Here is a 21,949-nt window from a genome sequence, read left to right on the forward strand (position 1 = left end):
CGGTCTAGGCGCGTTCGGCGAGCCGCTCGCGGATCTGCCGCTGGATGCGGCCGAGCATGCCCGCCATGCCGCGCAGCCGCAGCGGCGACACGGCGCGGTCGAGGCCGAGCAGGCGCGGCATGTCGGCCGGCACCGCGAGCGCCTCCTCGGGCGTCGCGCCCTCGAGGCCCTGCGCGAGGATCGACGCGAAGCCGCGCGTCGTGGGCGCCTCCTCCGGAGCCGTCGCGTGCACGTGCACCGCGTCGTCGACCTCGACGAAGAGGAAGACGGGCGATTGGCACTCCGCGACGCGCTCTAGCAGATCGGGATGCTCGGCGTAGCGCGCGGGCAGCGCCGGCAGCTCGTCGGCGAACTCGAGCAGCAGCTGCAGGCGGTCGGGCTCCGCGACGGCCTGGAAGTCGTCGACGGCGCGCTGGAGCCCGGCGGTCAGCGTCATCGGCGCACCGCAGGCGCCTGGCCCGGCTCGGCGCCCTGGACGATCGGGACGCCGACGAGCGAGCCCCACTCGGTCCACGAGCCGTCGTAGTTGCGGACGCCCTCGAGGCCCAGCAGGTGGGTGAGCACGAACCAGGTGTGGCTCGAGCGCTCGCCGATGCGGCAGTACGCGATGACGTCGCCGCCGGCGCGCAGGCCCGCGCCGTCGAGGTAGATCGCCTCGAGCTCCGCGCGCGAGCGGAACGTGCCGTCCTCGCGGACGGCCTTCCCCCACGGCACGTTCTGCGCCGAGGGGATGTGGCCTGCGCGCAGCGCGCCCTCCTCGGGGTAGGCGGGGGCGGTCGTGCGCTCGCCGGAGAACTCCTCGGGGCTGCGGACGTCGACGAGCGGGCCGGTGCCCAGGTGCGCGAGCACGTCGTCGCGGAAGGCGCGGAGCGTGCGGTCGTCGCGCTCGACGACGGGGTAGTCGACCGCCGCGCGGGCGGGCGCCTCGCGGGTCATCTCGCGCCCCTCGGCGATCCAGAGGTCGCGGCCTCCGTCCATGATCCGGACGTCCTCGTGGCCGTAGAGCGAGAGCACCCACAGCGCGTAGGTGGCCCACCAGTTCGACTTGTCGCCGTAGAGCACGACGGTCGTGCCGCGCCCGATGCCGCGCTCGCCCAGCAGCCGCGCGAGCGCCTCCGGGCTCACGTAGTCGCGCAGCACCGCGTCGTTGAGGTCGGTGTGCCAGTCGAGCTTCACGGCGCCGGGGATGTGGCCGACCTCGTAGAGCAGGACGTCCTCGTCGGACTCGACGACCACGACCTGCGGGTCGTCGAGGTGCGCGGCGACCCACTCGGTCGAGACGAGCCGCTCAGGGGCGGCGTACTCGGCGAAGCGCTCGGCGTCGGCGGGGTCGACCTCGGCGGCGGTCGCGCCGGCGGTCTCGGACGGGGTCTGGCTCACGGTGGCTCCTCGGCGTCTCGGCGGCTCCCCGGCGGGGATGCGCGCGACGCGTCACTAGGCTTCTGCGGTGGGAACGCCATCCTCCCACCGAACCTTCCACCGACGCCTGCGAGCCAGGTGCACCGAGGAGCCGCCATGCCAGCACCGATCTCGCTCGTGGAGCGCAGCCCCCAGGCCAGCGCGGAGCAGATCGTCGCGAGCCTCAGGCCGCCGCGCCAGTTCGACGGCGCGACCTTCGAGAGCTACCGGCCCGACCCCGACCACCCCTCGCAGCGGGAGGCGCTCGAGCGGATGCAGGGCGTCGTCGACGCGTGGGTGTCGCCGAAGCGCCGCCTCTTCAAGAAGGCGCCGGAGACGAAGCCCGGCATCTACCTCGACGGCGGCTTCGGCGTCGGCAAGACCCACCTGCTCGCCTCCCTCTGGAAGGCGATGCCCGGCCCGAAGTACTTCGGCACCTTCATCGAGTACACCGCGCTCGTCGGCGCGCTCGGCTACGCCGAGACGGTGCGCGCGCTGCAGGGCGCGCGGATCGTCTGCATCGACGAGTTCGAGCTCGACGACCCGGGCGACACGATGGTGATGACCCGCCTGCTCGGCGAGCTCGCGGCGGGCGGCACGAAGCTCGCCGCCACCTCGAACACGCCGCCGAACGCGCTCGGCGAGGGCCGCTTCGCCGCGGCGGACTTCCTGCGCGAGATCCAGGCGATCGCCGACCGCTTCGACATCCTCCGCATCGACGGCGACGACTACCGCCACCGCGACGTCTCGGGTCACGCGCCCGTGCTGTCGGACGACGAGATGGACGCCGAGCTCGCGCGCTTCGACGGCACCGTCGCGCTCGACGACTTCGACGCCCTCATCGGCCACCTCTCGAACGTGCACCCCTCGCGGTACATCGGCCTCGTCGACGGCGTGCGCGCGCTCGGCATCCGCGACGTGCGCACGCTGCAGGACCAGAACGACGCGCTGCGGCTCGTCGCGCTCGTCGACCGCCTCTACGACCAGCAGGTGGCGCTCCGCGGCTCGGGCACGAGCCTCGACCGCGTGTTCGGCGATGACATGCTCGGCGGCGGCTACCGCAAGAAGTACCTGCGGGCGATCTCGCGCCTCATGGCGCTGGCCGGCGAGCAGCCCGCCTGACGCGCGCTCGCCCGGTGCCGGCGCCGCGGATCAGACGCCGTCGGTGCGCCGCGCCTGCTCCTCGAGGTCGCGGACGCGGATCGCCTCGGTCTCGACCGCGGGGTAGCGGCGCGCGAGCAGCGCCGTGAACGTCGCGCCGATGAGCGCCGCGACGAGCGAGCCGGCGAGCACGCCGAGCGTGCCCTCGACGAGGAACTCCTCCGCGTCGCGGAACGCGAGCTCGTTCATGAGCAGCGAGACCGTGAAGCCGATGCCGCCGAGCAGCGCGACCGCGAGCAGCTCCGGCAGGGCCAGCCGCTCGGCGCGCGGCATGCGGGTGGCGGCCTGCGCGGCGGCGCCGGCGATCGAGATGCCGATGAGCTTGCCGACCGGCAGCGCGACGAGGATCGCCCAGAAGACGGGGCTGAGCTCCCCGAGCGGGATCTGCGGGATCGCGACGCTCGCGGCGACGAACGCGAACAGCGGCAGCACGAGGCCGTTGACGGTCGGCTCGAGCTTGACGCGCGCCGACTCCGCCGGCGCGGGCGTCAGGACGGCGCCGAGCGCGACGCCGGCGATGGTCGCGTGGATGCCGCTCGTCGCGACGAGCCACCAGGCCACGAGCGCGACGGCCACCATCGCGATGCGGAGCGGCCAGCTGCCCCGGCGCGCCGAGTAGGCGCGCCCGAGCGCCCAGAAGGCGGCGACCGCGACCGCCGCGCCCGCGAGCGCCAGCAGGTCGAGCGAGGTGGTGAAGAAGACGGCGATCACGAGGATGCCGATGAGGTCGTCGATGATGGCGAGCGCCAGCAGCAGCGCGCGCACGCGGCTCGGCAGGCGCCGGCCGACGAGCGCGAGCACGCCGAGCGCGAACGCGATGTCGGTGGCGATCGGGATGGGCCATCCGCGGTCGAGCTCGGACGGCACGATCGTGAGGAAGATGATCGCCGGCGCCGCGACGCCGCCGAGCGCGGCGATCGTCGGCACGACCGCGCGCCGCACGGAGGCGAGCTCGCCCTGCGTGAGCTCGTAGCGCAGCTCGATCGCGGCGACGAAGAAGAAGATGACGAGCAGGCCGTCGGTCACCCAGTGCGCCATCGACAGGTCGAGGCCGAGCACCTCGAACGGGAGGTGCCAGTGCTTCGCCGCGTCGAGCCCGGGCCCGAGCGCCGTGTTCGCCACCACGAGGCCGAGGACCGCGGCCCCCAGCAGCAGCATCGCCGACACCTGCGGGTTCCTGATCCACGTCACCGGACAATCCTGGCATCGCGGCGGATCCGCACCGGACACGGAGGAGGCCGGGAGTGGGCCGTAACACGCGCGAAACGCGGGGCGCCGCTTCGTAACGGACTCGAAACGCGAGCGCGCGAACGGGGGCAACACCGCCGCGCGATCCTCGAGAGCAGTCCCTTCCGGATCACCCCCAAGGAGCACCTCAATGGATGCAGGCAGCATCGCCTTCGGCGTCGTCGCGACGGCCCTCGTGCTGTTCATGACGCCCGGTCTGGCGTTCTTCTACGGCGGCCTCGTGCGCGCCAAGAGCGTCATCAGCATGATGATGATGTCGTTCGGGGCCATCGGCCTCGTCGGCACCCTCTGGATCCTCTACGGCTACAACATGGCTGCCGTCGACTCCCCCTTCGCCTTCTCGGGCAACCCCTTCAGCGACTTCGGCCTCGCAGCCCTCGCCGCCGGCGAGAGCGCGAACACCGACCTCGTGGGCGTCGCCTACGGCTCGACCTTCGCGATCATCACGGTCGCGCTCATCTCGGGCGCGATCGCCGACCGCGCGAAGTTCGGCGCCTGGATGCTCTTCGCGGGCGTCTTCGCCACGCTCGGCTACTTCCCGATCGCCGCGTGGGTGTGGGGCGGCGGCTGGGCGTACAGCCTGGGCGACCTGCTCGGCCTCCCGGCCGTCATCGACTACGCCGGCGGCACCGCCGTGCACATCAACGCCGGCGCGGCAGCACTCGCGCTCACGTTCGTGCTCGGCAAGCGCATCGGCTTCACGAAGGGCTCGCACAAGCCGCACAACGTGCCGTTCGTCATCCTCGGCGCCGCCGTCCTGTGGTTCGGCTGGTTCGGCTTCAACGTGGGCGCCGAGTGGCTCAACGAGCTCGGCAACGCGGGCCTCATCACGCTGAACACGATCGGTGCGACCGCCGCGGCCATCGTCGCCTGGCTCGTCGTCGAGAAGCTCAAGGACGGCAAGCCGACGGCCGTCGGTGCCGCCTCGGGCGCCGTCGCGGGCCTCGTCGCCATCACCCCGGCCTGCGCCAACCTGACGCCCGGCTGGGCGCTGCTCCTCGGCGTGGTCGCCGGCGCGGTCTGCGCCCTCGCGATCGAGCTGAAGTTCAAGCTCGGCTTCGACGACTCGCTCGACGTCGTGGGCATCCACCTCGTCGGTGGCCTCATCGGCACGCTCTACCTGGGCTTCTTCGCCACGGAGACGGGCCTGCTCCTCGGCGGCGGCTTCGGCCAGCTCATCGTCCAGGTGATCGCCGCGGTCGGCGTGATGGTCTACGCCTTCGTGGTCGCGTTCGTCATCGGCTTCGCGATCGAGAAGACGATCGGCTTCCGCGTGAAGAACGAGGACGAGCTCGCGGGCATCGACTCGATCGTGCACGGCGAGGAGGCGTACGCCTACGAGATCGAGCGCGTCTGACGCGTCGCACGCGCACGCAGGAGGGGCCCGGCAGCTGCCGGGCCCCTTCCGCGTGCGCGGCTATGCAGCTAGAGCGTGACGACGCCCCGGACGCGGTGGCCGACGGCGATCGACTGGCTGGAGATGGCGTTGGCGGGGGAGAGCAGGAAGAGCACGGCCCGCGCGACCTGCTCGGGGCTCGACTCGCCCGGCTTCCCGACCGCGACCTCCTGTGCGGGCGCCTCGACCACGGGCCCGGGGTCGACGACGTTGACGGCGACGCCCGTGCCGGCCAGCTCGTCGGCGAGCGCCTGCGCCGCGATCGTGAGCCCCGCGTTCCGGGTGGCGGCGGTGATGCTGCTCGAGAGGCGCGCGTTCTGGCCGCTGACGCCGACGATGCGGCCGGATCCGGCCTCGCGCATCGTCGGGACGACGGCGTTGGCGACCCGCAGGAACGTCATGGCCTTCGCCTCGAACGCCTGCGCGACCTGCTCGGGGTCGGAGGAGCGCGCGGGATCGAGGGTCTGTGCCGGGGGAGCGGCGGCGACGACCAGGCCGTCGATCCGGCCGTGGTCGGCGAGCACGCCCGCGACGGCGGCATCGACCGAGGTCGGGTCTGCCCCGTCGAGGCGCACGTCGGCGCCGTCGCCGCGCGCGGCGGTCACGACCGTCGCGCCCTCGGCGCGGGCGAGGTCGGCGACGGCGCGGCCGATGAGGCCGGTGCCGCCGACGACGAGGATGACGCGGTCTGCGAGCTGGAGGTCCATGGGGCGACGCTACGCCCGCGCGGCTGAGCGCCCTGCGACTACTCCTGAGTGGCGTCCTCGGTCGAGCCGGGCTGACCCTCGACCGCCGGATCCGCGACGTCGCTGCGCGAGCGGCGGCGGATCAGCCCGGACACCTTGCCGCCGAGGGCGCCTGCAGCCCCTGCCACCGCGCCACCCACCTGCTTCGCGGCGGTGAGCGCCTGCGGGTCGTCGGCGATCCCGTCGCCGTCGATGTCCACGCGGCGGAACGGTCGTGAGACGGTCGCCGCGGCGGCTGAGACGCCGGTGCCGACAACTGCGCCTGCGGTGGTCGCGCCGCTCGAGACCTTGCCCCAGACGTCCTCGCCGAAGCCCTTCGCGTCATCGGCCGCAGCCCGCATCGCGATGAGTGCTCGCGGAGGGTCCGGGATGCCGTCCCCGTCGAGATCGGGCAGGTCGAGGTCGGCGGGCCACTCGGTCGGCACGGAGGAGAACGCGGAACGGGACGCCAGCACGACGCTCTTGCCGAAGAAGAACGATGCGGCGCCACCCACCACCATGCCGATGCCGAAGGGCAGGATCTTCGCGACGGTGCCCGTGCCGGCCTTGGCCCCGAGCTTCACAGCGGCCGTCGTCAGCATCTGCTTCATCAGAGGGTTCAGCTGTCCGTCGGGCACGGCCGTGGCGACGACGTCGCCCCAGGCGCCGGTGCTCGCGGCGGCGCCGGCACGAGCGACATCACCCACGACGCCCATCGTGCTCGCGGTCCGGGCGCCGCCGGCCACCGCGCCCGACACCAGCTGCGTGACGCGGCCCTGGCTGTCCTCGCCCAGCGTCATGCCGAGGACGATGACCTTCGCGCGCTCAGGGTCCTCGACGTGCAGGCCGTGGACCTCAGCGACGGACAGTGCATAGAGGGCCGAGAGCTCGAAGAACAGTGCGAGGTCCGCGACGTTGAGCCCGAGCGCGACGGCTGTGCCGATGCCGGGGACCGCTGCGGCGCCGCCGACGCCTGCGCTCGCAGTGGTCACGGCGGCCAGGTAGCGGGACTCCATGATCTTGATCGCCTCGGCGGGTGTCGCATCCGGGTTGGCACGACGGACTGCCTGGATATGCGCGATGACCGCAGGGCGCTGGACCTTGATCGCTTCGTAGAGGCGGTGCTCGAACCCCGGAGGGAGCGAGGAGGAGGTGGTGGGCGGCGTCGTGTCGTCAGCCATCGTGGTGTCCTTCGTGCTGCGCTCGGTGCGAGCGAATGCCGCGCAGTGCGCGGGCTCCCGAGTCCGGCTCACCATAACCCGCAGGGGGGACATGGATCGTTCCGCGGCGCGTGTCGCGGGCGGCGACCGCTCCCGGCACGACGAAGGCCGGGCGTGCTGCGGGGCCTTCGGTGTTGGGCAGCACGAGACTCGCACTGGTGGCCTCTCGATGCGCCGACGCCAGTGCGCGGCGCTGGACGGCCTCGGAGCGCGTACGGAGGCGGCCCGCACGGCGCGCGGAGGCGCCGGGCGTACCGTCGCGCCCGGAGCGCGCCGCAGCGACGCCGCGCGCGGACGGGAGGAGCGATCATGCAGGGACACGACGACCACGGCCACGACAGCAGCGACGACCTGGGGACGCGCGAGGAGCACGCCCGCACGGGCGGCTGGGCCGCCCACGTCGCCCACCTCGAGGCGTGCGCCGCGGCGTGCCGGGACTGCGCCCGCGCCGACCGGCAGGAAGGCATGGACGACTGCGCGGCCATGTGCGAGGCGTGCGCGGAGCTGTGCGAGGCGACCGCGCGCATCCTCGCCCGCGAGGCGCCGCTGCCGGACGACGCGGTCCGTGCGCTGCTCGCCGCCTGCGCCGCGATCTGCCGCGCCTGCGCCGCGGAGTGCCGGAAGCACGACGCCGAGCACTGCCGGCGCTGCGCGGAGGCCTGCGAGTCGTGCGCGGAGGCGTGCGAGGCGGCCTGATCGGCGGCCTGCCGTGAGCAGCGGCGGCTCGGCACGACGAAGGCCCCGGCATGCTGCCGGGGCCTTCGATGGTGGGCGATACCAGACTCGAACTGATGACCTCTTCCGTGTGAAGGAAGCGCGCTACCAACTGCGCCAATCGCCCGTGCCCGCGATGCGGACTCGTCGATTCTGCCACACGCGCGGGGCCTCCGCTGACCATCCGGAGGCGGATCCCGCGGAATCCCGCGGGACGCGCGGAGGGCGCCCGCTCGATTTGGAATCGTCGCTCGCATCGGGTTATAGTCATCAGGTGCTCAGCGATGAGCCCCGCGGATGTGGCGCAGTGGTAGCGCATCACCTTGCCAAGGTGAGGGTCGCGAGTTCGAATCTCGTCATCCGCTCGAGAGCAATCTCATGTGAAGGATCTCACACCACCTGGTGGGGTGGCCGAGTGGTGAGGCAGCGGCCTGCAAAGCCGTCTACGCGGGTTCGAATCCCGTCTCCACCTCGATCATCAGCCAACTGGGCGATTGGCGCAGCGGTAGCGCGCTTCCCTGACACGGAAGAGGTCACTGGTTCGAACCCAGTATCGCCCACGATCACGAAGGCCCCGGCATCGCGCCGGGGCCTTCTTCGTGCGCCGACGGCCGTGCCGCCGCGGTGGGGGCACAGCCGGCGGTCACCGGGCGCCTGGTCGACCGCCAGGCCGCGCGCGTAGCCTCGCCGCATGCCCGCATCCGCGCTCGACGCCCTGCGCCTTGACGGCGCGTACGCCGCCGCGCTCCCCGAGCTCGCGGTCCCGTGGCAGGCGCAGCCACCGACCGAGCCGAGCCTGCTGGCGCTCGACGAGCCGCTCGCCCTCGAGCTGGGGCTCGACCCCGATGCGCTGCGCTCGGAGGCGGGCCTCGCGCTCCTCACCGGCACCGCCCTCCCGGACGGCGCGACGCCCGTGGCGATGGCGTACGCGGGGCACCAGTTCGGCGCCTACACGCCGCTGCTCGGCGACGGGCGGGCGCTGCTGCTCGGCGAGCTCCGCGACCGCGACGGCGGCATCCGCGACCTCCACCTCAAGGGCTCCGGCCGCACGCCGTTCGCGCGTGGCGGCGACGGCCTCGCCGCCGTCGGGCCGATGCTGCGGGAGCACCTCGTGAGCACCGCCATGCACGCGCTCGGCATCCCGACCACCCGCTCGCTCGCGGTCGTCGGGACCGGCAGGCACGTCGCGCGCGACGAGTGGCTGCCCGGTGCCGTGCTCGCGCGCGTGGCGAGCAGCCACCTGCGCGTCGGCACCGTGCAGCTCGCGCGCTCGACCGGCGACGTCGCCCTGCTCCGCCGGCTCGTCGACCATGCGATCGCGCGGCACGCGCCGGACGCCGCGGCGGCCGAGCGCCCCGCGCTCGCCCTGCTCGACCACGTCGTCGCGGTGCAGGCGCGCCTCGTGGCGCAGTGGATGCTCGTCGGCTTCGTCCACGGCGTCATGAACACCGACAACACGACGCTCTCGGGCGAGACGATCGACTACGGGCCCTGCGCGTTCATGGAGGCGTACGACCCGGCCACGACGTTCAGCTCGATCGATGCGCAGGGCCGCTACCGGTACGGCAACCAGCCGGGCATCGCGCAGTGGAACCTCTGTCGGCTCGCCGAGGCGCTGCTGCCGCTCATCGACGACGACCAGGGGCGCGCCATCGAGCTCGCGACGGCATCGATCGAGGCGTTCGCGCCGCAGCAGCGCGCCGCGTGGGTGCTCGGGATGCGCACGAAGCTCGGCCTGGCGGGGGAGCGGGTCGACGACGAGGCGGTCGCCGCCCTCGCCGACGACCTCGTGCGGCTCATGACCGCCTCGCGCGCCGACCTCACCGGCACGATGCGCAGCCTCGGCGCCGCCGCCCGCGGCGATGCGGCGCCGCTGCGGCGGCACCTGGCCTCGACCGACGGATGGGAGGCATGGACCGCGCGCTGGCTCGCGCTCGAGCCCGACGCCGCGGCCGCCGACGCCGCGAACCCCGCGTACGTGCCGCGCAACCACCTCGTCGAGGAGGCGTTCGCCGCCGCGACGGCGGGCGACCTCGCCCCGTTCGAGCGCCTGCTCGCGGTGGTGCGCGATCCGTTCGTGGAGCGGCCGGGCCTCGAGCGGTACGCGACCCGCGGGCCCGACGAGGACTTCCGCGCCTACACGACGTACTGCGGCACCTGACCGCGAGCCCGGGCTCGGGCGACGCGGCGGTGGGTGCGCACGGCGCCGGATAGCATCGAGCGGTGACCACCGGATTCGATCTCTTCACCGACCGTGCCGTCGTCGCCATGCGCGTCGACGGCGAGCTGCAGGACCTCGCCCGCGAGGTGACCGAGACGCAGACGGTCGAGCCGGTGACGATCGACAGCCCCGACGGCCTCGACATCCTCCGCCACTCCGCCGCGCACGTCCTCGCGCAGGCGGTGCAGAAGGTGAACCCGGACGCGCGGCTCGGCATCGGCCCGCCCGTCCAGGACGGCTTCTACTACGACTTCGACGTGCCCGAGGCGTTCTCGAGCGACGACCTGAAGGCGCTGCAGAAGGAGATGGAGCGGATCGTCAAGGCCGGCCAGCGCTTCGTGCGCCGCGTCGTGACCGACGAGGAGGCGCAGGCCGAGCTCGCCGACGAGCCGTACAAGCTCGAGCTGATCGGCCTCAAGGGCGGTGCCGCGAAGGCCGCCGAGGGCGCCTCCGTCGAGGTCGGCGCCGGCGAGCTGACGATCTACGACAACCTCGACATGCGCTCGGGCGAGGTGGTCTGGAAGGACCTCTGCCGCGGCCCGCACCTGCCCTCGACCCGCCTCATCGGCAACGGCTTCGCCCTCATGCGCGTCGCCGGCGCCTACTGGCGCGGCAAGACCGACCAGCCGCAGCTGCAGCGCATCTACGGCACCGCGTGGCCGACGAAGGACGAGCTGCGCGCCTACCAGCACCGCCTCGAGGAGGCCGCCAAGCGCGACCACCGCAAGCTCGGCCGCGAGCTCGACCTCTTCTCGTTCCCCGACGAGATCGGCTCGGGCCTCTCGGTCTGGCACCCCAAGGGCGGCATCGTCCGCGGCGAGATGGAGCAGCACGCCCGCGCGCGGCACGTCGCGCAGGGCTACAGCTACGTCTACACGCCGCACATCACGAAGCGCGACCTGTTCGACACCTCCAACCACCTCGTCACCTACGCCGACGGCATCTGGCCGCCGATCGTCATGGACGAGGAGCGCGACGAGGACGGCACCGTCACGAAGCCGGGCGTCGAGTACTACCTCAAGCCCATGAACTGCCCGATGCACATCCTCGTCTACAAGGAGCGCGCCCGGTCGTACCGCGACCTGCCGCTCCGCCTGGCCGAGAACGGCACCGTGTACCGCAACGAGCTCTCGGGGGCGCTGCACGGGCTCACCCGCGTGCGCGGCTTCACGCAGGACGACGCGCACCTGTTCGTCACCCCCGACCAGCTCGAGGAGGAGACCACCAAGGTCCTCGAGTTCGTGCTGTCGCTGCTGAGCGACTTCGGCCTGAGCGACTTCCGCCTCGAGCTGTCGATGCGCGACGACGAGAAGTCGAAGTGGATCGGCGACGAGGCCGTGTGGGAGACGGCGACGGATGCCCTCCGCCGGGTCGCGCAGGCGACGGGCCTCGAGCTCGTCGAGGAGCCGGGCGAGGCCGCCTTCTACGGCCCGAAGATCGACCTCAAGGTGACCGACGCCATCGGCCGCTCGTGGCAGCTCTCGACGGTGCAGCTCGACTTCAACCTGCCGGAGCGGTTCGAGCTGGAATTCACGGCGCCCGACGGCTCGAAGCAGCGCCCGATCATGATCCACCGCGCGCTCTTCGGCTCGATCGAGCGCTTCTTCGCGATCCTGCTGGAGCACTACGCCGGCGCCTTCCCTGCCTGGCTCGCGCCCGTGCAGGTCGTGGGCGTGCCGGTCGCGAACGACTTCGCCGACTACCTGGACGAGATCGCCGAGCGGCTGCGCGCCGAGGGCGTGCGCGTCGAGGTCGACCGCAGCGACGAGCGCATGCAGAAGAAGATCCGCACGCACACGCTCGCGAAGGTGCCGTTCCAGCTCATCGCGGGCGCGGCCGACCGCGACGCCGGCAGCGTCTCGTTCCGCTTCCGCGACGGCACGCAGGACAACGGCGTGCCGGTCGACGAGGCCGTGCGCCGCATCGTCGACGCCATCCGCACGAAGGCGCAGGTCTGAGCGTGGGCGGCGGCGAGCACGTCCACGGCGACGAGCCGGCCGAGCGCGCCGCCGAGCACCGCGACGCGCTGCCGGCGTTCGAGCCGGCCCCCGAGCAGGAGGCGCCGCTCGTCGCCGAGCACGCGTGGGGCGCGCCGACCCAGATGTCGAGCGAGCTGCCGGGCGTGCCCGACCACTTCCAGCGGCTCTGGACGCCCTACCGGATGGTCTACATCCAGCAGGGGCAGATGCCCGACGAGCACGCCTGCCCGTTCTGCCGCGCGCCCGAGCTCGCGGACGACCAGGGGCTCATCGTCGCGCGCGGCGAGACGTGCTTCGTGCTCATGAACCTGTACCCGTACAACACCGGCCACCTCATGGTCTGCCCGTACCGCCACGTCGGCATGTACGACCAGGCGACCACCGAGGAGGTCGCCGAGATGGCCGTGCTCACGCAGACGGCGATGCGGGTGCTGTCGCAGGTGACGCGCTGCCAGGGCTTCAACATCGGCATGAACCAGGGCCGGATCGCCGGCGCCGGCATCGCCGACCACCTGCACCAGCACATCGTGCCCCGGTGGAGCCTCGACGCGAACTTCTTCCCGATCATCGCGAAGACGAAGGCGCTGCCGATCCTGCTCGAGGACATGCGGCGCGACATCCAGGCGGCCTGGCCGGCGTGAGCCTGGCCCGCGCGAGCGCGATCGCGCGGGCGGGCCATCCGAGGGCCGCTGCGGCGAGGACCACGAAAGCCGGATTGGCCTGCTGGGGGCCCTCGCGCCCGGCGTAGCATCTGCGGATGTGAGCGAGAACCCCCAGACCACCACCGGCACCGCGCGCGTGAAGCGCGGCCTGGCCGAGATGCTCGTCGGCGGCGTCATCATGGACGTCGTCACCCCCGAGCAGGCCCGCATCGCCGAGGACGCCGGCGCCGTCGCCGTCATGGCCCTCGAGCGGGTGCCCGCCGACATCCGCGCGCAGGGCGGCGTCGCCCGCATGTCCGACCCCGACCTCATCGACGCCATCAAGGCCGAGGTGACGATCCCCGTCATGGCGAAGGCCCGCATCGGCCACTTCGTCGAGGCGCAGGTGCTCGAGGCGCTCGAGGTCGACTACATCGACGAGTCGGAGGTGCTCAGCCCCGCCGACTACGTCAACCACATCGACAAGTGGGGCTTCGACGTGCCCTTCGTCTGCGGCGCGACGAACCTCGGCGAGGCGCTCCGGCGCATCACCGAGGGCGCGGCGATGATCCGCTCCAAGGGCGAGGCGGGCACGGGCGACGTGTCGGAGGCGACGAAGCACATCCGCACCATCAACCGGGAGATCCGCCGCCTCTCGTCGCTCTCGAAGGACGAGCTCTTCGTCGCGGCGAAGGAGCTGCAGGCGCCCTACGAGCTCGTCGCCGAGGTCGCCGAGGCGGGCCGCCTGCCCGTCGTGCTCTTCGTCGCCGGCGGCGTCGCGACCCCTGCCGACGCGGCGATGATGATGCAGCTCGGAGCCGACGGCGTCTTCGTCGGCTCCGGCATCTTCAAGTCGGGCAACCCCGAGGCGCGCGCCGCCGCCATCGTGCGCGCGACCGCCTCCTACGACGACCCGAAGGCGATCGCGGAGGCATCGCGGGGCCTGGGCGAGGCGATGGTCGGCATCAACGTCGCCGACCTGCCCGCGCCGCACCGGCTCGCCGAGCGCGGCTGGTAGCCGTGGCCGGCCGGCCACGCGTCGGCGTCCTCGCGCTCCAGGGCGACGTGCGCGAGCACCTCGCCATGCTCGAGGGGCTCGGCGCCGACGCGCGCCCCGTGCGCACGCGCGCGCAGCTCGACGACGTCGCGGGGCTCGTGCTGCCCGGTGGCGAGTCGAGCGTCATCGACCGGCTCTCGCGCATCCTGGGCCTCCGCGACGCGATCGTCGACCGCATCGGCGACGGGATGCCCGTGTACGGCACGTGCGCGGGCATGATCCTGCTCGCCGACGAGATCCTCGACGCTGCGCCCGGGCAGCGCACCTTCGGCGGGCTCGACGCGGTCGTGCGCCGCAACGCGTTCGGCAGCCAGGTGGACTCGTTCGAGACCGACCTCGACGTGCCGGCGCTCGGCGCGCCGCCCGTCCGCGCCGTGTTCATCCGCGCGCCGGTCGTGGAGCGGACGGGGGAGCGGGCGACGCCGCTCGCGGCCGTCGACGGCCGCGTCGTCGCGATCGAGCAGGGGCCGCTGCTGGCGACCTCCTTCCACCCCGAGGTGCAGGGGGAGGCGCGCTTCCACCGCCGCTTCCTCGACCGCGTGGACGGGCTCGGATGAGCGCGGCAGCAGCGGCGCGCGGGCGCAGGCCCGCGGCGTGGGTCGCCGGTGGCAGGATCGCTCCGTGCCCGTCCTGAACCGCCTCCCGTGGCAGCTGCTGTGGCTGACCCTCGCGCTCGTGTGGGGCTCGAGCTTCCTCTGGATGAAGGTGGCGCTCGAGGCGTTCCACCCCATGCAGGTGTCGACCCTGCGCGTGGTCGTCGCGGCGATGACGCTCGTGCTGCTCGCGCTCTCCCTCCGGCAGCCGCTGCCGCGCGACCGGCGCACGTGGGCGCTGCTCTCGGTGTGCTCGTTCTTCCTCACCGCGCTCCCGTTCACGGCGTTCGTGGTCGCCGAGACCCGCATCTCGTCGGGCCTCGCCGCGATCGGCAACGCTGTGACGCCCATCGCGACGGTCCTGTTCGCGCTGCTGCTCCTCCCGAGCGACCGGCCGACGCCGCGCAAGCTCGCGGCCGTCGGCATCGGCTTCGGCGGCGTCGTGCTCGTGGCGGAGCCGTGGGCCACCACCGGCGCCCCCGACCTCGTGGGCTTCCTCATCGCCGTGCTCGGCGGCGTCTCGTACGGCATCGGCTGGACGCTGAACCGCAGGCTGCTGGCCGGCACCGAGGTGCCGGGACTGGCGCATCCGACCGCGCTCATGCTCACCGGTGCTCCGATGACGATCGTCGCGCTGCTCGTGTGGTCGGGCATCGAGGGGTGGCAGCCGCTCGCGCCGGTCGACGACGCGTCGCTGCTGCCCGCGCTCGCCGCCGTCGCGGTGCTCGGCGTGCTCGGCACGGGCGTCGCCTACATCCTGCAGTTCGAGGTGGTGCGCGCCGTCGGCCCGACGGTGTCGGCGACCGTCACCTACTTCATCCCCGTCGTCGCCGTCGGGCTCGGGTTCCTCGTGCTGCACGAGCGGCTCGGCCTGTGGCAGCTCGTCGGCGCCGCGATCGTCATCGGCGCGGGCCTGCTCATCCAGGGGCGGCGGACCCGGAAGCCGCAGGCGGCGCCCGCCGCCTGACCGCGCCGCCGCGTCAGCCGAGCCTGCCAGGATTGCGCCGTGCAGCCCTACTCCTCGCGCCCCGTCCACGCGGCCCTCCAGGTGCTCTGGGACCTCGCGGCCATCGCCACCCTGGTCGTGGCAGTCTGGCTCTCCGAGCAGGTGCGGGCGGCGATCGCGTCGCTCGGCGGCTTCGGCCAGCAGATCGAGGACGCCGGCTCAGGCTTCGCGACGACGCTGTCGGGCGCGGGCGACGCGCTGGCGCAGGTGCCCTTCGTCGGCGACGGCGTCGCGCAGCCCTTCCGCGACGCCTCCGGCTCCGCCGGCGACCTCGCCGCCGCCGGCACCGCCCTGCAGCAGTCGGTCGAGGCGCTCGCCTCGGCGGTCGGCGTCGCCCTGTGGCTGCTGCCCGCGATGTTCCTCGTGCTCGTCTGGCTCGTGCCGCGCATCCGCTTCGCGCTCCGCGCCGCCGGCACCGCGAAGGTCGCCCGCACCGAGGGCGGGCGCGACCTGCTCGCGCTCCGCGCGCTCGTCGCCCAGCCCGCCGCGCGCGTGCTCGCCGTCGTGCCTGACCCGGCTCGGGCGCTCCGCACCGGCGACGCCGCCGCCATGGACGCGCTCGCGGCGCTCGAGCTGCGCGCGGCCGGCGCCCGGCAGCGCCCCGGTAGGATGCCCTGAACCCCTCATCGATCCAGGAGCAGCATGTCCGGACACTCCAAGTGGGCGACGACCAAGCACAAGAAGGCCGTCATCGACGCGAAGCGCGCGAAGTCGTTCGCGAAGCTCATCAAGAACATCGAGGTGGCCGCCAAGCTCGGCGGCGCCGACCTCAGCGGCAACCCGACCCTCGTCGACGCCGTCCAGAAGGCGAAGAAGACGAGCGTCCCCAACGACAACATCGACCGCGCCATCAAGCGCGGCGCGGGCCTCACCGGCGACGCGATCGAGTACACGACGATCATGTACGAGGGCTACGGCCCGAGCGGCGTCGCGCTCATGATCGAGTGCCTCACCGACAACAAGAACCGCGCCGCGGCCGAGGTGCGCACCGCGATGACGCGGAACGGCGGCACGATGGCCGACCCCGGCTCCGTCGCCTACAACTTCAGCCGCAAGGGCGTCGTCGCGGTCACGAAGACCGAGGGCCTCAGCGAGGACGACATCCTGCTCGCCGTGCTCGACGCGGGCGCCGAGGAGGTGCTCGACCAGGGCGAGGGCTTCGAGATCCTCTCGGAGGCCACCGACCTCGTCGCCGTCCGCACGGCGCTCCAGGAGGCGGGCATCGACTACGACTCCGCCGACGTCGAGTTCGTGCCGACGCTGCGCGTCGAGGTCGACGCCGACACCGCGCGCAAGGCGCTCCGCCTCATCGACGCGCTCGAGGACAGCGACGACGTGCAGAACGTCTACGCCAACCTCGACATCCCGGCCGAGGTGCAGGCCGTCCTCGACGAGGACGAGTAGCCGGATGCCGGGGCCGTCGCCCGTACGCGTGCTCGGCGTCGACCCCGGCCTCACCCGCTGCGGCGTCGGCGTCGTCGATGTCGCGCGCCGCGTGCCCACGCTCGTGCACGTCGAGGTCGTCCGCTCCGACGCCTCCGAGCCGATCGAGCAGCGGCTGCTGCGCATCGGGCGCGGCGTCGAGGCGGCGATCGACGCGCACGCGCCGCAGGTGATCGCGCTCGAGCGCGTGTTCGCGCAGGCGAACCTGCGCTCCGTGATGGGCGTCGCGCAGATCTCGGGCGTCGTGCTGCGCGCGGCGGCCGAGCGCGGGATCCCGATCGCGATGCTCACGCCCTCCGAGGTGAAGGCGGCCGTGACGGGCTACGGCGGCGCCGACAAGGCGCAGGTCGCCGAGATGGTGCGGCGGCTGCTGCGGCTCGAGGCCGCGCCGCGGCCGGCCGACGCCGCCGACGCGCTCGCGATCGCCATCGCCGAGGGCTGGCGCACGCGCGCCGTCGGCACCGCGGCCGCCACGCCCGCGCAACAGGCGTGGGCCGCCGCGGAGGCAGCAGCGCGACGGCGCTAGCACGGGGGAGCGGCGACGCTCGGCGAGAAGGTTGACGCAGGTCAAGCACTGGGCGTATCGTTGATGCAGATCAACTGACTGCATCGCGCATCCTGGAGCCCCATTGACCACCACCGCCGCCGCACCCCGCCGCGTGCTCGCGCCCCTGTCGGGCCTGCTGCTCGGCATGTTCGTCTCGATGGTCGCCTCGACCGTCGTCTCGACCTCGCTGCCCGTCATCGTCCACGACCTGGGCGGCGACCAGGGCGTCTTCACCTGGGTCGTCACCGCGACGCTGCTGACGACCGCCATCTCGACCCCCATCTGGGGCAAGCTCGCCGACCTCGTCGACCGCAAGCGGCTCTACCAGGTCGCGCTCGTCGTCTTCGTGCTCGCGACCGCGGTCGCGGGCTTCGCGCAGGACCCGACCTCGCTCATCGCCTCGCGTGCGGTGCAGGGCATCGGCGCCGGCGGCCTCGCTGCGCTCAGCCAGGTGCTCATGGCCGACATCATCAGCCCGCGCGAGCGCGGCCGCTACATGGGCCTGTTCGGCGCCGTGATGGCCGTCGCGACCGTCGGCGGGCCGCTGCTCGGCGGCGTCATCACCGACTCCGTCGGCTGGCGCTGGAACTTCTTCGTCTCGCTGCCGATCGCGGTCGCGGCGCTCCTCATGGTGCAGCGCACCATCCCGCGCTCGGCGCCGAGCGGACGCCGCCCCCGCATCGACGTCGTCGGCATCGTGCTGCTCTCGACCGCCGTCTCGCTCCTGCTCATCTGGATCACCAACGCCGGCTCCGCCTTCGACTGGTGGGGCGTCGAGACCGCGCTCATGGTCGGCGGCTCGATCGTCGCGACGGTCCTCTTCGTCGTCGTGGAACTGCGCACCGCGGAGCCGCTCGTGCCGCTCACGCTCTTCCGCGACCGCACCTTCACGCTGTCCGTCATCGCCTCGATCGCCACGGGCATCGCCATGTTCGGCGCCTCCGTCTTCCTCGGCCAGTACATGCAGATGGCGCGCGGCGCCACGCCGACCGAGGCGGGCCTCATGACGATCCCGATGATCGCGGGCCTCCTGCTCTCGTCCGTCGGCGTCGGCGCGCTCATCACGCGCTACGGCCACTGGAAGCCGTACCTCGTGCTCGGCAGCCTGCTGCTCACCGCGGGCGCGGCGCTGCTCTCGACGGTCCACTACGACACCGACTTCGTGCTCGTCTCGCTCTACATGCTCCTGCTCGGCGCCGGCGTCGGCATGACGATGCAGAACCTCGTGCTCATCGTCCAGAACTCGGCGAGGCCGAGCGAGATCGGCGTCGCGAGCTCCGGCATCACGTTCTTCCGCAGCCTCGGCGGCACGGTCGGCGTCTCGCTCATGGGCGCTGCGCTCGCCTCGCGCGTCACCGAGCTGTTCACCGGTGCGCAGGAGCGCATCGGCGCGGCGCTGGCCGACCTCGGCCCCGCGGGCGCCGAATGGGCGGCCAAGCTCCAGAGCGGCGCGCTGCCGCAGGTGTCGACGCTGCCCGAGGGGCTGCGCGTCATCGTCGAGGACATCTACGCCCAGGGCATCTCGAGCGCGTTCCTCATCGCGGTGCCGTTCGCGGTCGTCAGCGTCGTCGCGATCCTGCTCCTGCCGAACGCGCCGCTGAGCGGCATGACGACGAGCGAGCGCCGCGACGCCGCGGAGGCCGACCTCGCGACGGTCTCGGTGCCGCAGGGCATGGATGCGCTCACCGCCACCGGCGCCGTGCGGGTCGTCGGCGAGGACGCCCCTACGATGGACGACCGTGGCCGCCGCTCCTGACGCCGAGCGCCTCGCCGCCGTGCAGGCGGTCGAGGACGAGTTCTCGAGCCTCATCGGCAGCTTCCGGCGGGTCATGGCGGAGCACGCGGAGCGCGTCAGCCCCGGCATGCTGCCGGGCGTCTACAAGGTCTTCACGACGATCGCGCGCCAGGAGGGCGTGACGCTCTCGGCACTGGCCGAGGCGCTCATGGCCGACAAGGGCCAGATGAGCCGGGCCGTGCGCGAGCTCGAGGGCCTCGGGCTCGTCGAGCGCACGCCGGACCCGGCGGACCGCCGCTCGAGCCTTCTCTCGGTCACCGCCGAGGGCAGGGAGCGGCTCGCGGCCGCGCGGGCGCCGCGCGAGCGCGCGCTCGTCCGGGCGCTGGAGGACTGGGAGCTCGACGACGTCCGGAGCCTCGCGCGGCTGCTCGGCGCGCTCTCGCGAGGCACGGCGCCGGAGGCGGATCCCATCGTCGGCTGAGACGGGGCGACGCGCCCCGGCCGGCTCAGCCGCGCGTGCGGTTGCCGCGGTAGCCGTACTCGATCGGCAGCGCGATCGAGGCCATCGTCATGAAGAAGCCGACGACGAAGAGCACGGCCTCGAGGCCCGGCGTCACGAACGAGTAGCCCATGACCACGAAGCCGCCGACCATGAGGACCATCGAGACGAGCCAGACGAGGAGAGGCATGCGTGAGCTCCGGAGGTTCGGGGTGCGGGGGACCGAGGTCGACGCTACCAGCCGGGGCCGCCCCCACGCGGCGCGGCAGCGCGGCCGCGTGGGCGACGCCGCCTAGGCTTCCAGGGTGATCGCAAGGCTCGAGGGCACCGTCCTGTCCGCCGTCGGCGGGCGGCTCGTCGTCGGCGTCGGGGGGGTCGGGCTGTCGGTCGCGGTCACGCCGCAGTGCTCGCTCGGCGCGCGCACCGGCTCGCCCGTCTCGCTGCGGACCGCCCTCATCGTGCGCGAGGACGAGCTCTCGCTCTACGGCTTCGAGACGGATGCGGAGCTCGAGGCCTTCGACCTGCTCCGCGGCGTCAGCGGCGTCGGCCCGAAGTCGGCGCTCGGCGTGCTCGCGCACCTCGCGCCCGACGAGCTCGCGCGCGCCGTCGAGGGCGGCGACGAGCGCGCCTTCAAGGCGGTCAGCGGCATCGGGCCGAAGACCGCGAAGCTCATCATCCTGCAGCTGACGGGCAAGATCGCGACCCCCGCCGCGGCGGCTCCCGCGCCGCTCGCGCCCGACGCCCGGGCCGACGTGCTCGTCGCGCTCACGGGCCTCGGCTGGCCCGAGCGCGCCGCGTCCGACGCCGTCGAGCGCGCCGTCGTCGTCGCTCCGGAAGCGGCGGGCACGACGGGCGCGCTGCTGCGCGCCGCCCTCGCGATCCTCGGCCCGGGGGCCCGCGCATGACCGACCCCCTCGTCGACCCCGTCGCCGGCTCCGACGAGCTTGCGTTCGAGGGCGCGCTGCGCCCCACCTCGCTCGCCGAGTTCGTCGGCCAGCCCAAGGTGCGCGGCCAGCTCGAGGTGCTGCTGCGCGCGGCGACCATCCAGGAGCGCACGCCCGACCACATCCTCCTCGCCGGTCCGCCCGGGCTCGGCAAGACGACGCTCGCGATGATCATCGGCGCCGAGACCGGCCGCCCGATCCGCTTCTCGTCGGGACCCGCGATCCAGCACGCGGGCGACCTCGCCGCAGTGCTCTCAGCGCTCGTGCCGGGGGAGGTGCTCTTCGTCGACGAGATCCACCGCATGGCGCGCTCCGCCGAGGAGATGCTCTACCTCGCGATGGAGGACTTCAAGATCGACATCATGGTCGGCAAGGGCGCCGGCGCCGCGTCGATCCCGCTCGAGCTCGCGCCGTTCACGCTCGTGGGCGCGACGACCCGCTCCGGCATGCTCCCGGCGCCGCTCCGCGACCGCTTCGGCTTCACCGCGCACCTCGAGCACTACGCCGCCGCCGACCTCGAGCGCGTGCTCTCGCGCTCCGCGCGCCTCATGGACGTGGCGCTCGAGCCGGCCGCGCTCGGCGAGCTCGCGCGCCGCTCGCGCGGCACGCCCCGCATCGCCAACCGGCTGCTGCGACGCGTGCGCGACTGGCTGCTCGTGCACGAGGGCTCGAGCGACCTCGACGGCGTCCGCGCGGCGCTCGAGCTCTACGACGTCGACGAGGCTGGCCTCGACCGCATCGACCGGGCGGTGCTCGAGGCGATCGCGCACCGCTTCGGCGGCGGCCCCGTGGGCCTGTCGACGCTCGCGGCGACCGTGGGCGAGGAGGCCGACACGATCGAGGCGGTCGTCGAGCCGTTCCTCGTCCGCGAGGGCCTCATCGGCCGCACGCCGCGGGGCCGCATCGCCACCCCGGCCGGCCTCCGCCACGCAGGCGTCGTCACGCAGGACGCGACCCTCGACGGGGTATGATGAGGGATTGCGTCGAGCGCGAAGCCGCGCCGACGGACCACCACTGAGAGGCCCCTTCAGACGATGCTGTTCACGCAGACGACCGCCAACGCCCAGTCGGGCCTCGGGATCGACCCGCTGACGATCATCATGCTCGTCGTGCTCGCGGCGATGATCTTCTTCATGTTCCGGTCGAACAAGAAGCGCAAGGAGCAGCAGTCGCAGCTCCAGGACAAGATGGTCCCCGGCGCCGAGGTCATGACGAACTTCGGCCTGTTCGGCGAGCTGCGCGCGGTCGACGAGGAGCGCAACGAGGCGCTCATCGAGATCGCGCCCGGCACCATCGTCCGCGTGCACCGCCAGACGCTCGCGCGCGTGGTCGAGGACGACGCGGTCGAGGAGACCGCCGACGCCGAGACGACCGCCGACGACGCCGGCGAGCAGCCCGGCGAGCCGCGCGACCGCGCCTGAC

23 protein-coding genes and 4 tRNA genes are annotated in these 21,949 nt (G+C 73.2%); 20 read left to right on the top strand and 7 right to left on the bottom strand.

What is annotated here, in order from left to right:
* Nucleotides 1–4: 4 nt before the first annotated feature.
* Both IEW90_RS07090 and IEW90_RS07095 read right to left on the bottom strand, forming a co-directional pair.
* Nucleotides 5–436: a SufE family protein gene (locus IEW90_RS07090; protein ID WP_188717456.1), complete on the bottom strand. Its 432-nt coding sequence runs from the start codon at nucleotides 434–436 to the stop codon at nucleotides 5–7.
* Nucleotides 433–1,380: a sulfurtransferase gene (locus IEW90_RS07095; protein ID WP_188717458.1), complete on the bottom strand. Its 948-nt coding sequence runs from the start codon at nucleotides 1,378–1,380 to the stop codon at nucleotides 433–435. The genes IEW90_RS07090 and IEW90_RS07095 overlap by 4 nt, the downstream gene beginning before the upstream one ends.
* 135 nt (nucleotides 1,381–1,515) lie before the next feature.
* On the opposite strand from IEW90_RS07095, the gene zapE reads away from it, so the two are divergent.
* The gene (gene zapE, locus IEW90_RS07100; protein WP_188717460.1) at nucleotides 1,516–2,520 is read left to right on the top strand and encodes a cell division protein ZapE; all 1,005 of its coding nucleotides are present in this window, start codon (nucleotides 1,516–1,518) and stop codon (nucleotides 2,518–2,520) included.
* A gap of 30 nt (nucleotides 2,521–2,550) precedes the next feature.
* Here the strand turns inward: zapE and IEW90_RS07105 are convergent, their stop codons facing one another.
* Entirely contained in the window at nucleotides 2,551–3,750 is a 1,200-nt protein-coding gene (locus IEW90_RS07105) for a Na+/H+ antiporter NhaA (protein WP_188717462.1), read from the bottom strand.
* 187 nt (nucleotides 3,751–3,937) lie between these two features.
* Between IEW90_RS07105 and IEW90_RS07110 the strand changes: the two genes are divergently transcribed.
* Nucleotides 3,938–5,164: an ammonium transporter gene (locus IEW90_RS07110; protein WP_188717464.1), complete on the top strand. Its 1,227-nt coding sequence runs from the start codon at nucleotides 3,938–3,940 to the stop codon at nucleotides 5,162–5,164.
* A 68-nt stretch (nucleotides 5,165–5,232) separates the two neighbouring features.
* Here IEW90_RS07110 and IEW90_RS07115 read toward each other — a convergent pair whose 3' ends face one another.
* Complete coding sequence (locus tag IEW90_RS07115; RefSeq protein WP_188717465.1) at nucleotides 5,233–5,910, bottom strand: SDR family NAD(P)-dependent oxidoreductase; 678 nt, start codon at nucleotides 5,908–5,910, stop codon at nucleotides 5,233–5,235.
* Nucleotides 5,911–5,948: 38 nt separating this feature from the next.
* Nucleotides 5,949–7,202, bottom strand: coding sequence for a hypothetical protein (locus tag IEW90_RS07120; RefSeq protein ID WP_188717467.1), 1,254 nt, complete (start codon nucleotides 7,200–7,202; stop codon nucleotides 5,949–5,951).
* A 255-nt stretch (nucleotides 7,203–7,457) separates the two neighbouring features.
* On the opposite strand from IEW90_RS07120, the gene IEW90_RS07125 reads away from it, so the two are divergent.
* Nucleotides 7,458–7,844, top strand: coding sequence for a four-helix bundle copper-binding protein (locus tag IEW90_RS07125; RefSeq protein WP_188717470.1), 387 nt, complete (start codon nucleotides 7,458–7,460; stop codon nucleotides 7,842–7,844).
* Nucleotides 7,845–7,913: 69 nt separating this feature from the next.
* On the opposite strand, the gene IEW90_RS07130 is transcribed toward IEW90_RS07125, so the two are convergent.
* Nucleotides 7,914–7,989: transfer RNA gene (locus IEW90_RS07130), tRNA-Val, on the bottom strand.
* Nucleotides 7,990–8,155: 166 nt separating this feature from the next.
* Between IEW90_RS07130 and IEW90_RS07135 the strand changes: the two genes are divergently transcribed.
* From IEW90_RS07135 to IEW90_RS07200, 14 genes are all read left to right on the top strand, one after another.
* Nucleotides 8,156–8,227 (top strand) — tRNA-Gly (locus tag IEW90_RS07135).
* Nucleotides 8,228–8,263: 36 nt separating this feature from the next.
* Nucleotides 8,264–8,334, top strand: a tRNA-Cys gene (locus tag IEW90_RS07140).
* Between the two features lie 16 nt (nucleotides 8,335–8,350).
* A tRNA-Val gene (locus IEW90_RS07145) sits at nucleotides 8,351–8,422 on the top strand.
* A 131-nt stretch (nucleotides 8,423–8,553) separates the two neighbouring features.
* Complete coding sequence (locus IEW90_RS07150) at nucleotides 8,554–10,023, top strand: protein adenylyltransferase SelO (protein ID WP_188717472.1); 1,470 nt, start codon at nucleotides 8,554–8,556, stop codon at nucleotides 10,021–10,023.
* 107 nt (nucleotides 10,024–10,130) lie between these two features.
* Nucleotides 10,131–12,041 carry a threonine--tRNA ligase gene (gene thrS / locus IEW90_RS07155; RefSeq protein WP_229679612.1) on the top strand — a complete coding sequence of 637 codons (1,911 nt, stop codon included), beginning with the start codon at nucleotides 10,131–10,133 and terminating at the stop codon, nucleotides 12,039–12,041.
* 143 nt (nucleotides 12,042–12,184) lie between these two features.
* Nucleotides 12,185–12,703 carry an HIT family protein gene (locus tag IEW90_RS07160; protein WP_188718066.1) on the top strand — a complete coding sequence of 173 codons (519 nt, stop codon included), beginning with the start codon at nucleotides 12,185–12,187 and terminating at the stop codon, nucleotides 12,701–12,703.
* A gap of 118 nt (nucleotides 12,704–12,821) precedes the next feature.
* Nucleotides 12,822–13,721, top strand: coding sequence for a pyridoxal 5'-phosphate synthase lyase subunit PdxS (gene pdxS / locus IEW90_RS07165; protein WP_188717475.1), 900 nt, complete (start codon nucleotides 12,822–12,824; stop codon nucleotides 13,719–13,721).
* Between the two features lie 2 nt (nucleotides 13,722–13,723).
* Nucleotides 13,724–14,317 (top strand): pyridoxal 5'-phosphate synthase glutaminase subunit PdxT, encoded by a 594-nt coding sequence (gene pdxT / locus IEW90_RS07170; RefSeq protein WP_188717477.1) that lies wholly within the window; start codon nucleotides 13,724–13,726, stop codon nucleotides 14,315–14,317.
* Between the two features lie 64 nt (nucleotides 14,318–14,381).
* A complete protein-coding gene (locus tag IEW90_RS07175; RefSeq protein ID WP_188717479.1) occupies nucleotides 14,382–15,320 on the top strand; it encodes a DMT family transporter in 939 nt (312 codons plus the stop codon).
* A 39-nt stretch (nucleotides 15,321–15,359) separates the two neighbouring features.
* Complete coding sequence (locus IEW90_RS07180) at nucleotides 15,360–15,977, top strand: hypothetical protein (RefSeq protein ID WP_188717481.1); 618 nt, start codon at nucleotides 15,360–15,362, stop codon at nucleotides 15,975–15,977.
* Between the two features lie 24 nt (nucleotides 15,978–16,001).
* On the top strand, nucleotides 16,002–16,763 hold the full coding sequence (locus tag IEW90_RS07185) for a YebC/PmpR family DNA-binding transcriptional regulator (RefSeq protein ID WP_188717483.1): 762 nt from the start codon (nucleotides 16,002–16,004) through the stop codon (nucleotides 16,761–16,763).
* Between the two features lie 4 nt (nucleotides 16,764–16,767).
* Nucleotides 16,768–17,328: a crossover junction endodeoxyribonuclease RuvC gene (gene ruvC / locus IEW90_RS07190; protein ID WP_188717485.1), complete on the top strand. Its 561-nt coding sequence runs from the start codon at nucleotides 16,768–16,770 to the stop codon at nucleotides 17,326–17,328.
* A gap of 103 nt (nucleotides 17,329–17,431) precedes the next feature.
* Nucleotides 17,432–19,105 (top strand): MDR family MFS transporter, encoded by a 1,674-nt coding sequence (locus tag IEW90_RS07195; RefSeq protein WP_188717487.1) that lies wholly within the window; start codon nucleotides 17,432–17,434, stop codon nucleotides 19,103–19,105.
* On the top strand, nucleotides 19,089–19,565 hold the full coding sequence (locus IEW90_RS07200) for a MarR family winged helix-turn-helix transcriptional regulator (RefSeq protein WP_229679532.1): 477 nt from the start codon (nucleotides 19,089–19,091) through the stop codon (nucleotides 19,563–19,565). Before IEW90_RS07195 ends, IEW90_RS07200 begins: the two co-directional genes overlap by 17 nt.
* A 25-nt stretch (nucleotides 19,566–19,590) precedes the next feature.
* On the opposite strand, the gene IEW90_RS07205 is transcribed toward IEW90_RS07200, so the two are convergent.
* Nucleotides 19,591–19,773 carry a hypothetical protein gene (locus tag IEW90_RS07205; RefSeq protein ID WP_188717490.1) on the bottom strand — a complete coding sequence of 61 codons (183 nt, stop codon included), beginning with the start codon at nucleotides 19,771–19,773 and terminating at the stop codon, nucleotides 19,591–19,593.
* 115 nt (nucleotides 19,774–19,888) lie between these two features.
* Between IEW90_RS07205 and ruvA the strand changes: the two genes are divergently transcribed.
* From ruvA to yajC, 3 genes are all read left to right on the top strand, one after another.
* On the top strand, nucleotides 19,889–20,488 hold the full coding sequence (gene ruvA / locus IEW90_RS07210) for a Holliday junction branch migration protein RuvA (RefSeq protein WP_188717491.1): 600 nt from the start codon (nucleotides 19,889–19,891) through the stop codon (nucleotides 20,486–20,488).
* A complete protein-coding gene (gene ruvB / locus IEW90_RS07215) occupies nucleotides 20,485–21,498 on the top strand; it encodes a Holliday junction branch migration DNA helicase RuvB (protein WP_188717492.1) in 1,014 nt (337 codons plus the stop codon). Before ruvA ends, ruvB begins: the two co-directional genes overlap by 4 nt.
* Nucleotides 21,499–21,561: 63 nt before the next feature.
* Nucleotides 21,562–21,948: a preprotein translocase subunit YajC gene (gene yajC / locus IEW90_RS07220; protein WP_229679533.1), complete on the top strand. Its 387-nt coding sequence runs from the start codon at nucleotides 21,562–21,564 to the stop codon at nucleotides 21,946–21,948.
* The last annotated feature ends 1 nt before the right edge of the window (nucleotide 21,949 follow it).

Source organism: Agrococcus terreus, assembly GCF_014645235.1.
Classification (GTDB): Bacteria; Actinomycetota; Actinomycetes; order Actinomycetales; family Microbacteriaceae; genus Agrococcus; species Agrococcus terreus.

Excerpts from the sequence above, each read along its gene's own strand:
- IEW90_RS07090 (WP_188717456.1), bottom strand. The coding sequence starts at position 436 with ATGACGCTGACCGCCGGGCTCCAGCGCGCCGTCGACGACTTCCAGGCC.
- zapE (WP_188717460.1), top strand. The coding sequence starts at position 1,516 with ATGCCAGCACCGATCTCGCTCGTGGAGCGCAGCCCCCAGGCCAGCGCG.
- IEW90_RS07110 (WP_188717464.1), top strand. The coding sequence starts at position 3,938 with ATGGATGCAGGCAGCATCGCCTTCGGCGTCGTCGCGACGGCCCTCGTG.
- IEW90_RS07115 (WP_188717465.1), bottom strand. The coding sequence starts at position 5,910 with ATGGACCTCCAGCTCGCAGACCGCGTCATCCTCGTCGTCGGCGGCACC.
- IEW90_RS07120 (WP_188717467.1), bottom strand. The coding sequence starts at position 7,202 with ATGTCCCCCCTGCGGGTTATGGTGAGCCGGACTCGGGAGCCCGCGCAC.
- IEW90_RS07125 (WP_188717470.1), top strand. The coding sequence starts at position 7,458 with ATGCAGGGACACGACGACCACGGCCACGACAGCAGCGACGACCTGGGG.
- IEW90_RS07150 (WP_188717472.1), top strand. The coding sequence starts at position 8,554 with ATGCCCGCATCCGCGCTCGACGCCCTGCGCCTTGACGGCGCGTACGCC.
- thrS (WP_229679612.1), top strand. The coding sequence starts at position 10,131 with ATGCGCGTCGACGGCGAGCTGCAGGACCTCGCCCGCGAGGTGACCGAG.
- IEW90_RS07160 (WP_188718066.1), top strand. The coding sequence starts at position 12,185 with ATGTCGAGCGAGCTGCCGGGCGTGCCCGACCACTTCCAGCGGCTCTGG.
- IEW90_RS07185 (WP_188717483.1), top strand. The coding sequence starts at position 16,002 with ATGTCCGGACACTCCAAGTGGGCGACGACCAAGCACAAGAAGGCCGTC.
- ruvC (WP_188717485.1), top strand. The coding sequence starts at position 16,768 with ATGCCGGGGCCGTCGCCCGTACGCGTGCTCGGCGTCGACCCCGGCCTC.
- IEW90_RS07205 (WP_188717490.1), bottom strand. The coding sequence starts at position 19,773 with ATGCCTCTCCTCGTCTGGCTCGTCTCGATGGTCCTCATGGTCGGCGGC.
- ruvB (WP_188717492.1), top strand. The coding sequence starts at position 20,485 with ATGACCGACCCCCTCGTCGACCCCGTCGCCGGCTCCGACGAGCTTGCG.
- yajC (WP_229679533.1), top strand. The coding sequence starts at position 21,562 with ATGCTGTTCACGCAGACGACCGCCAACGCCCAGTCGGGCCTCGGGATC.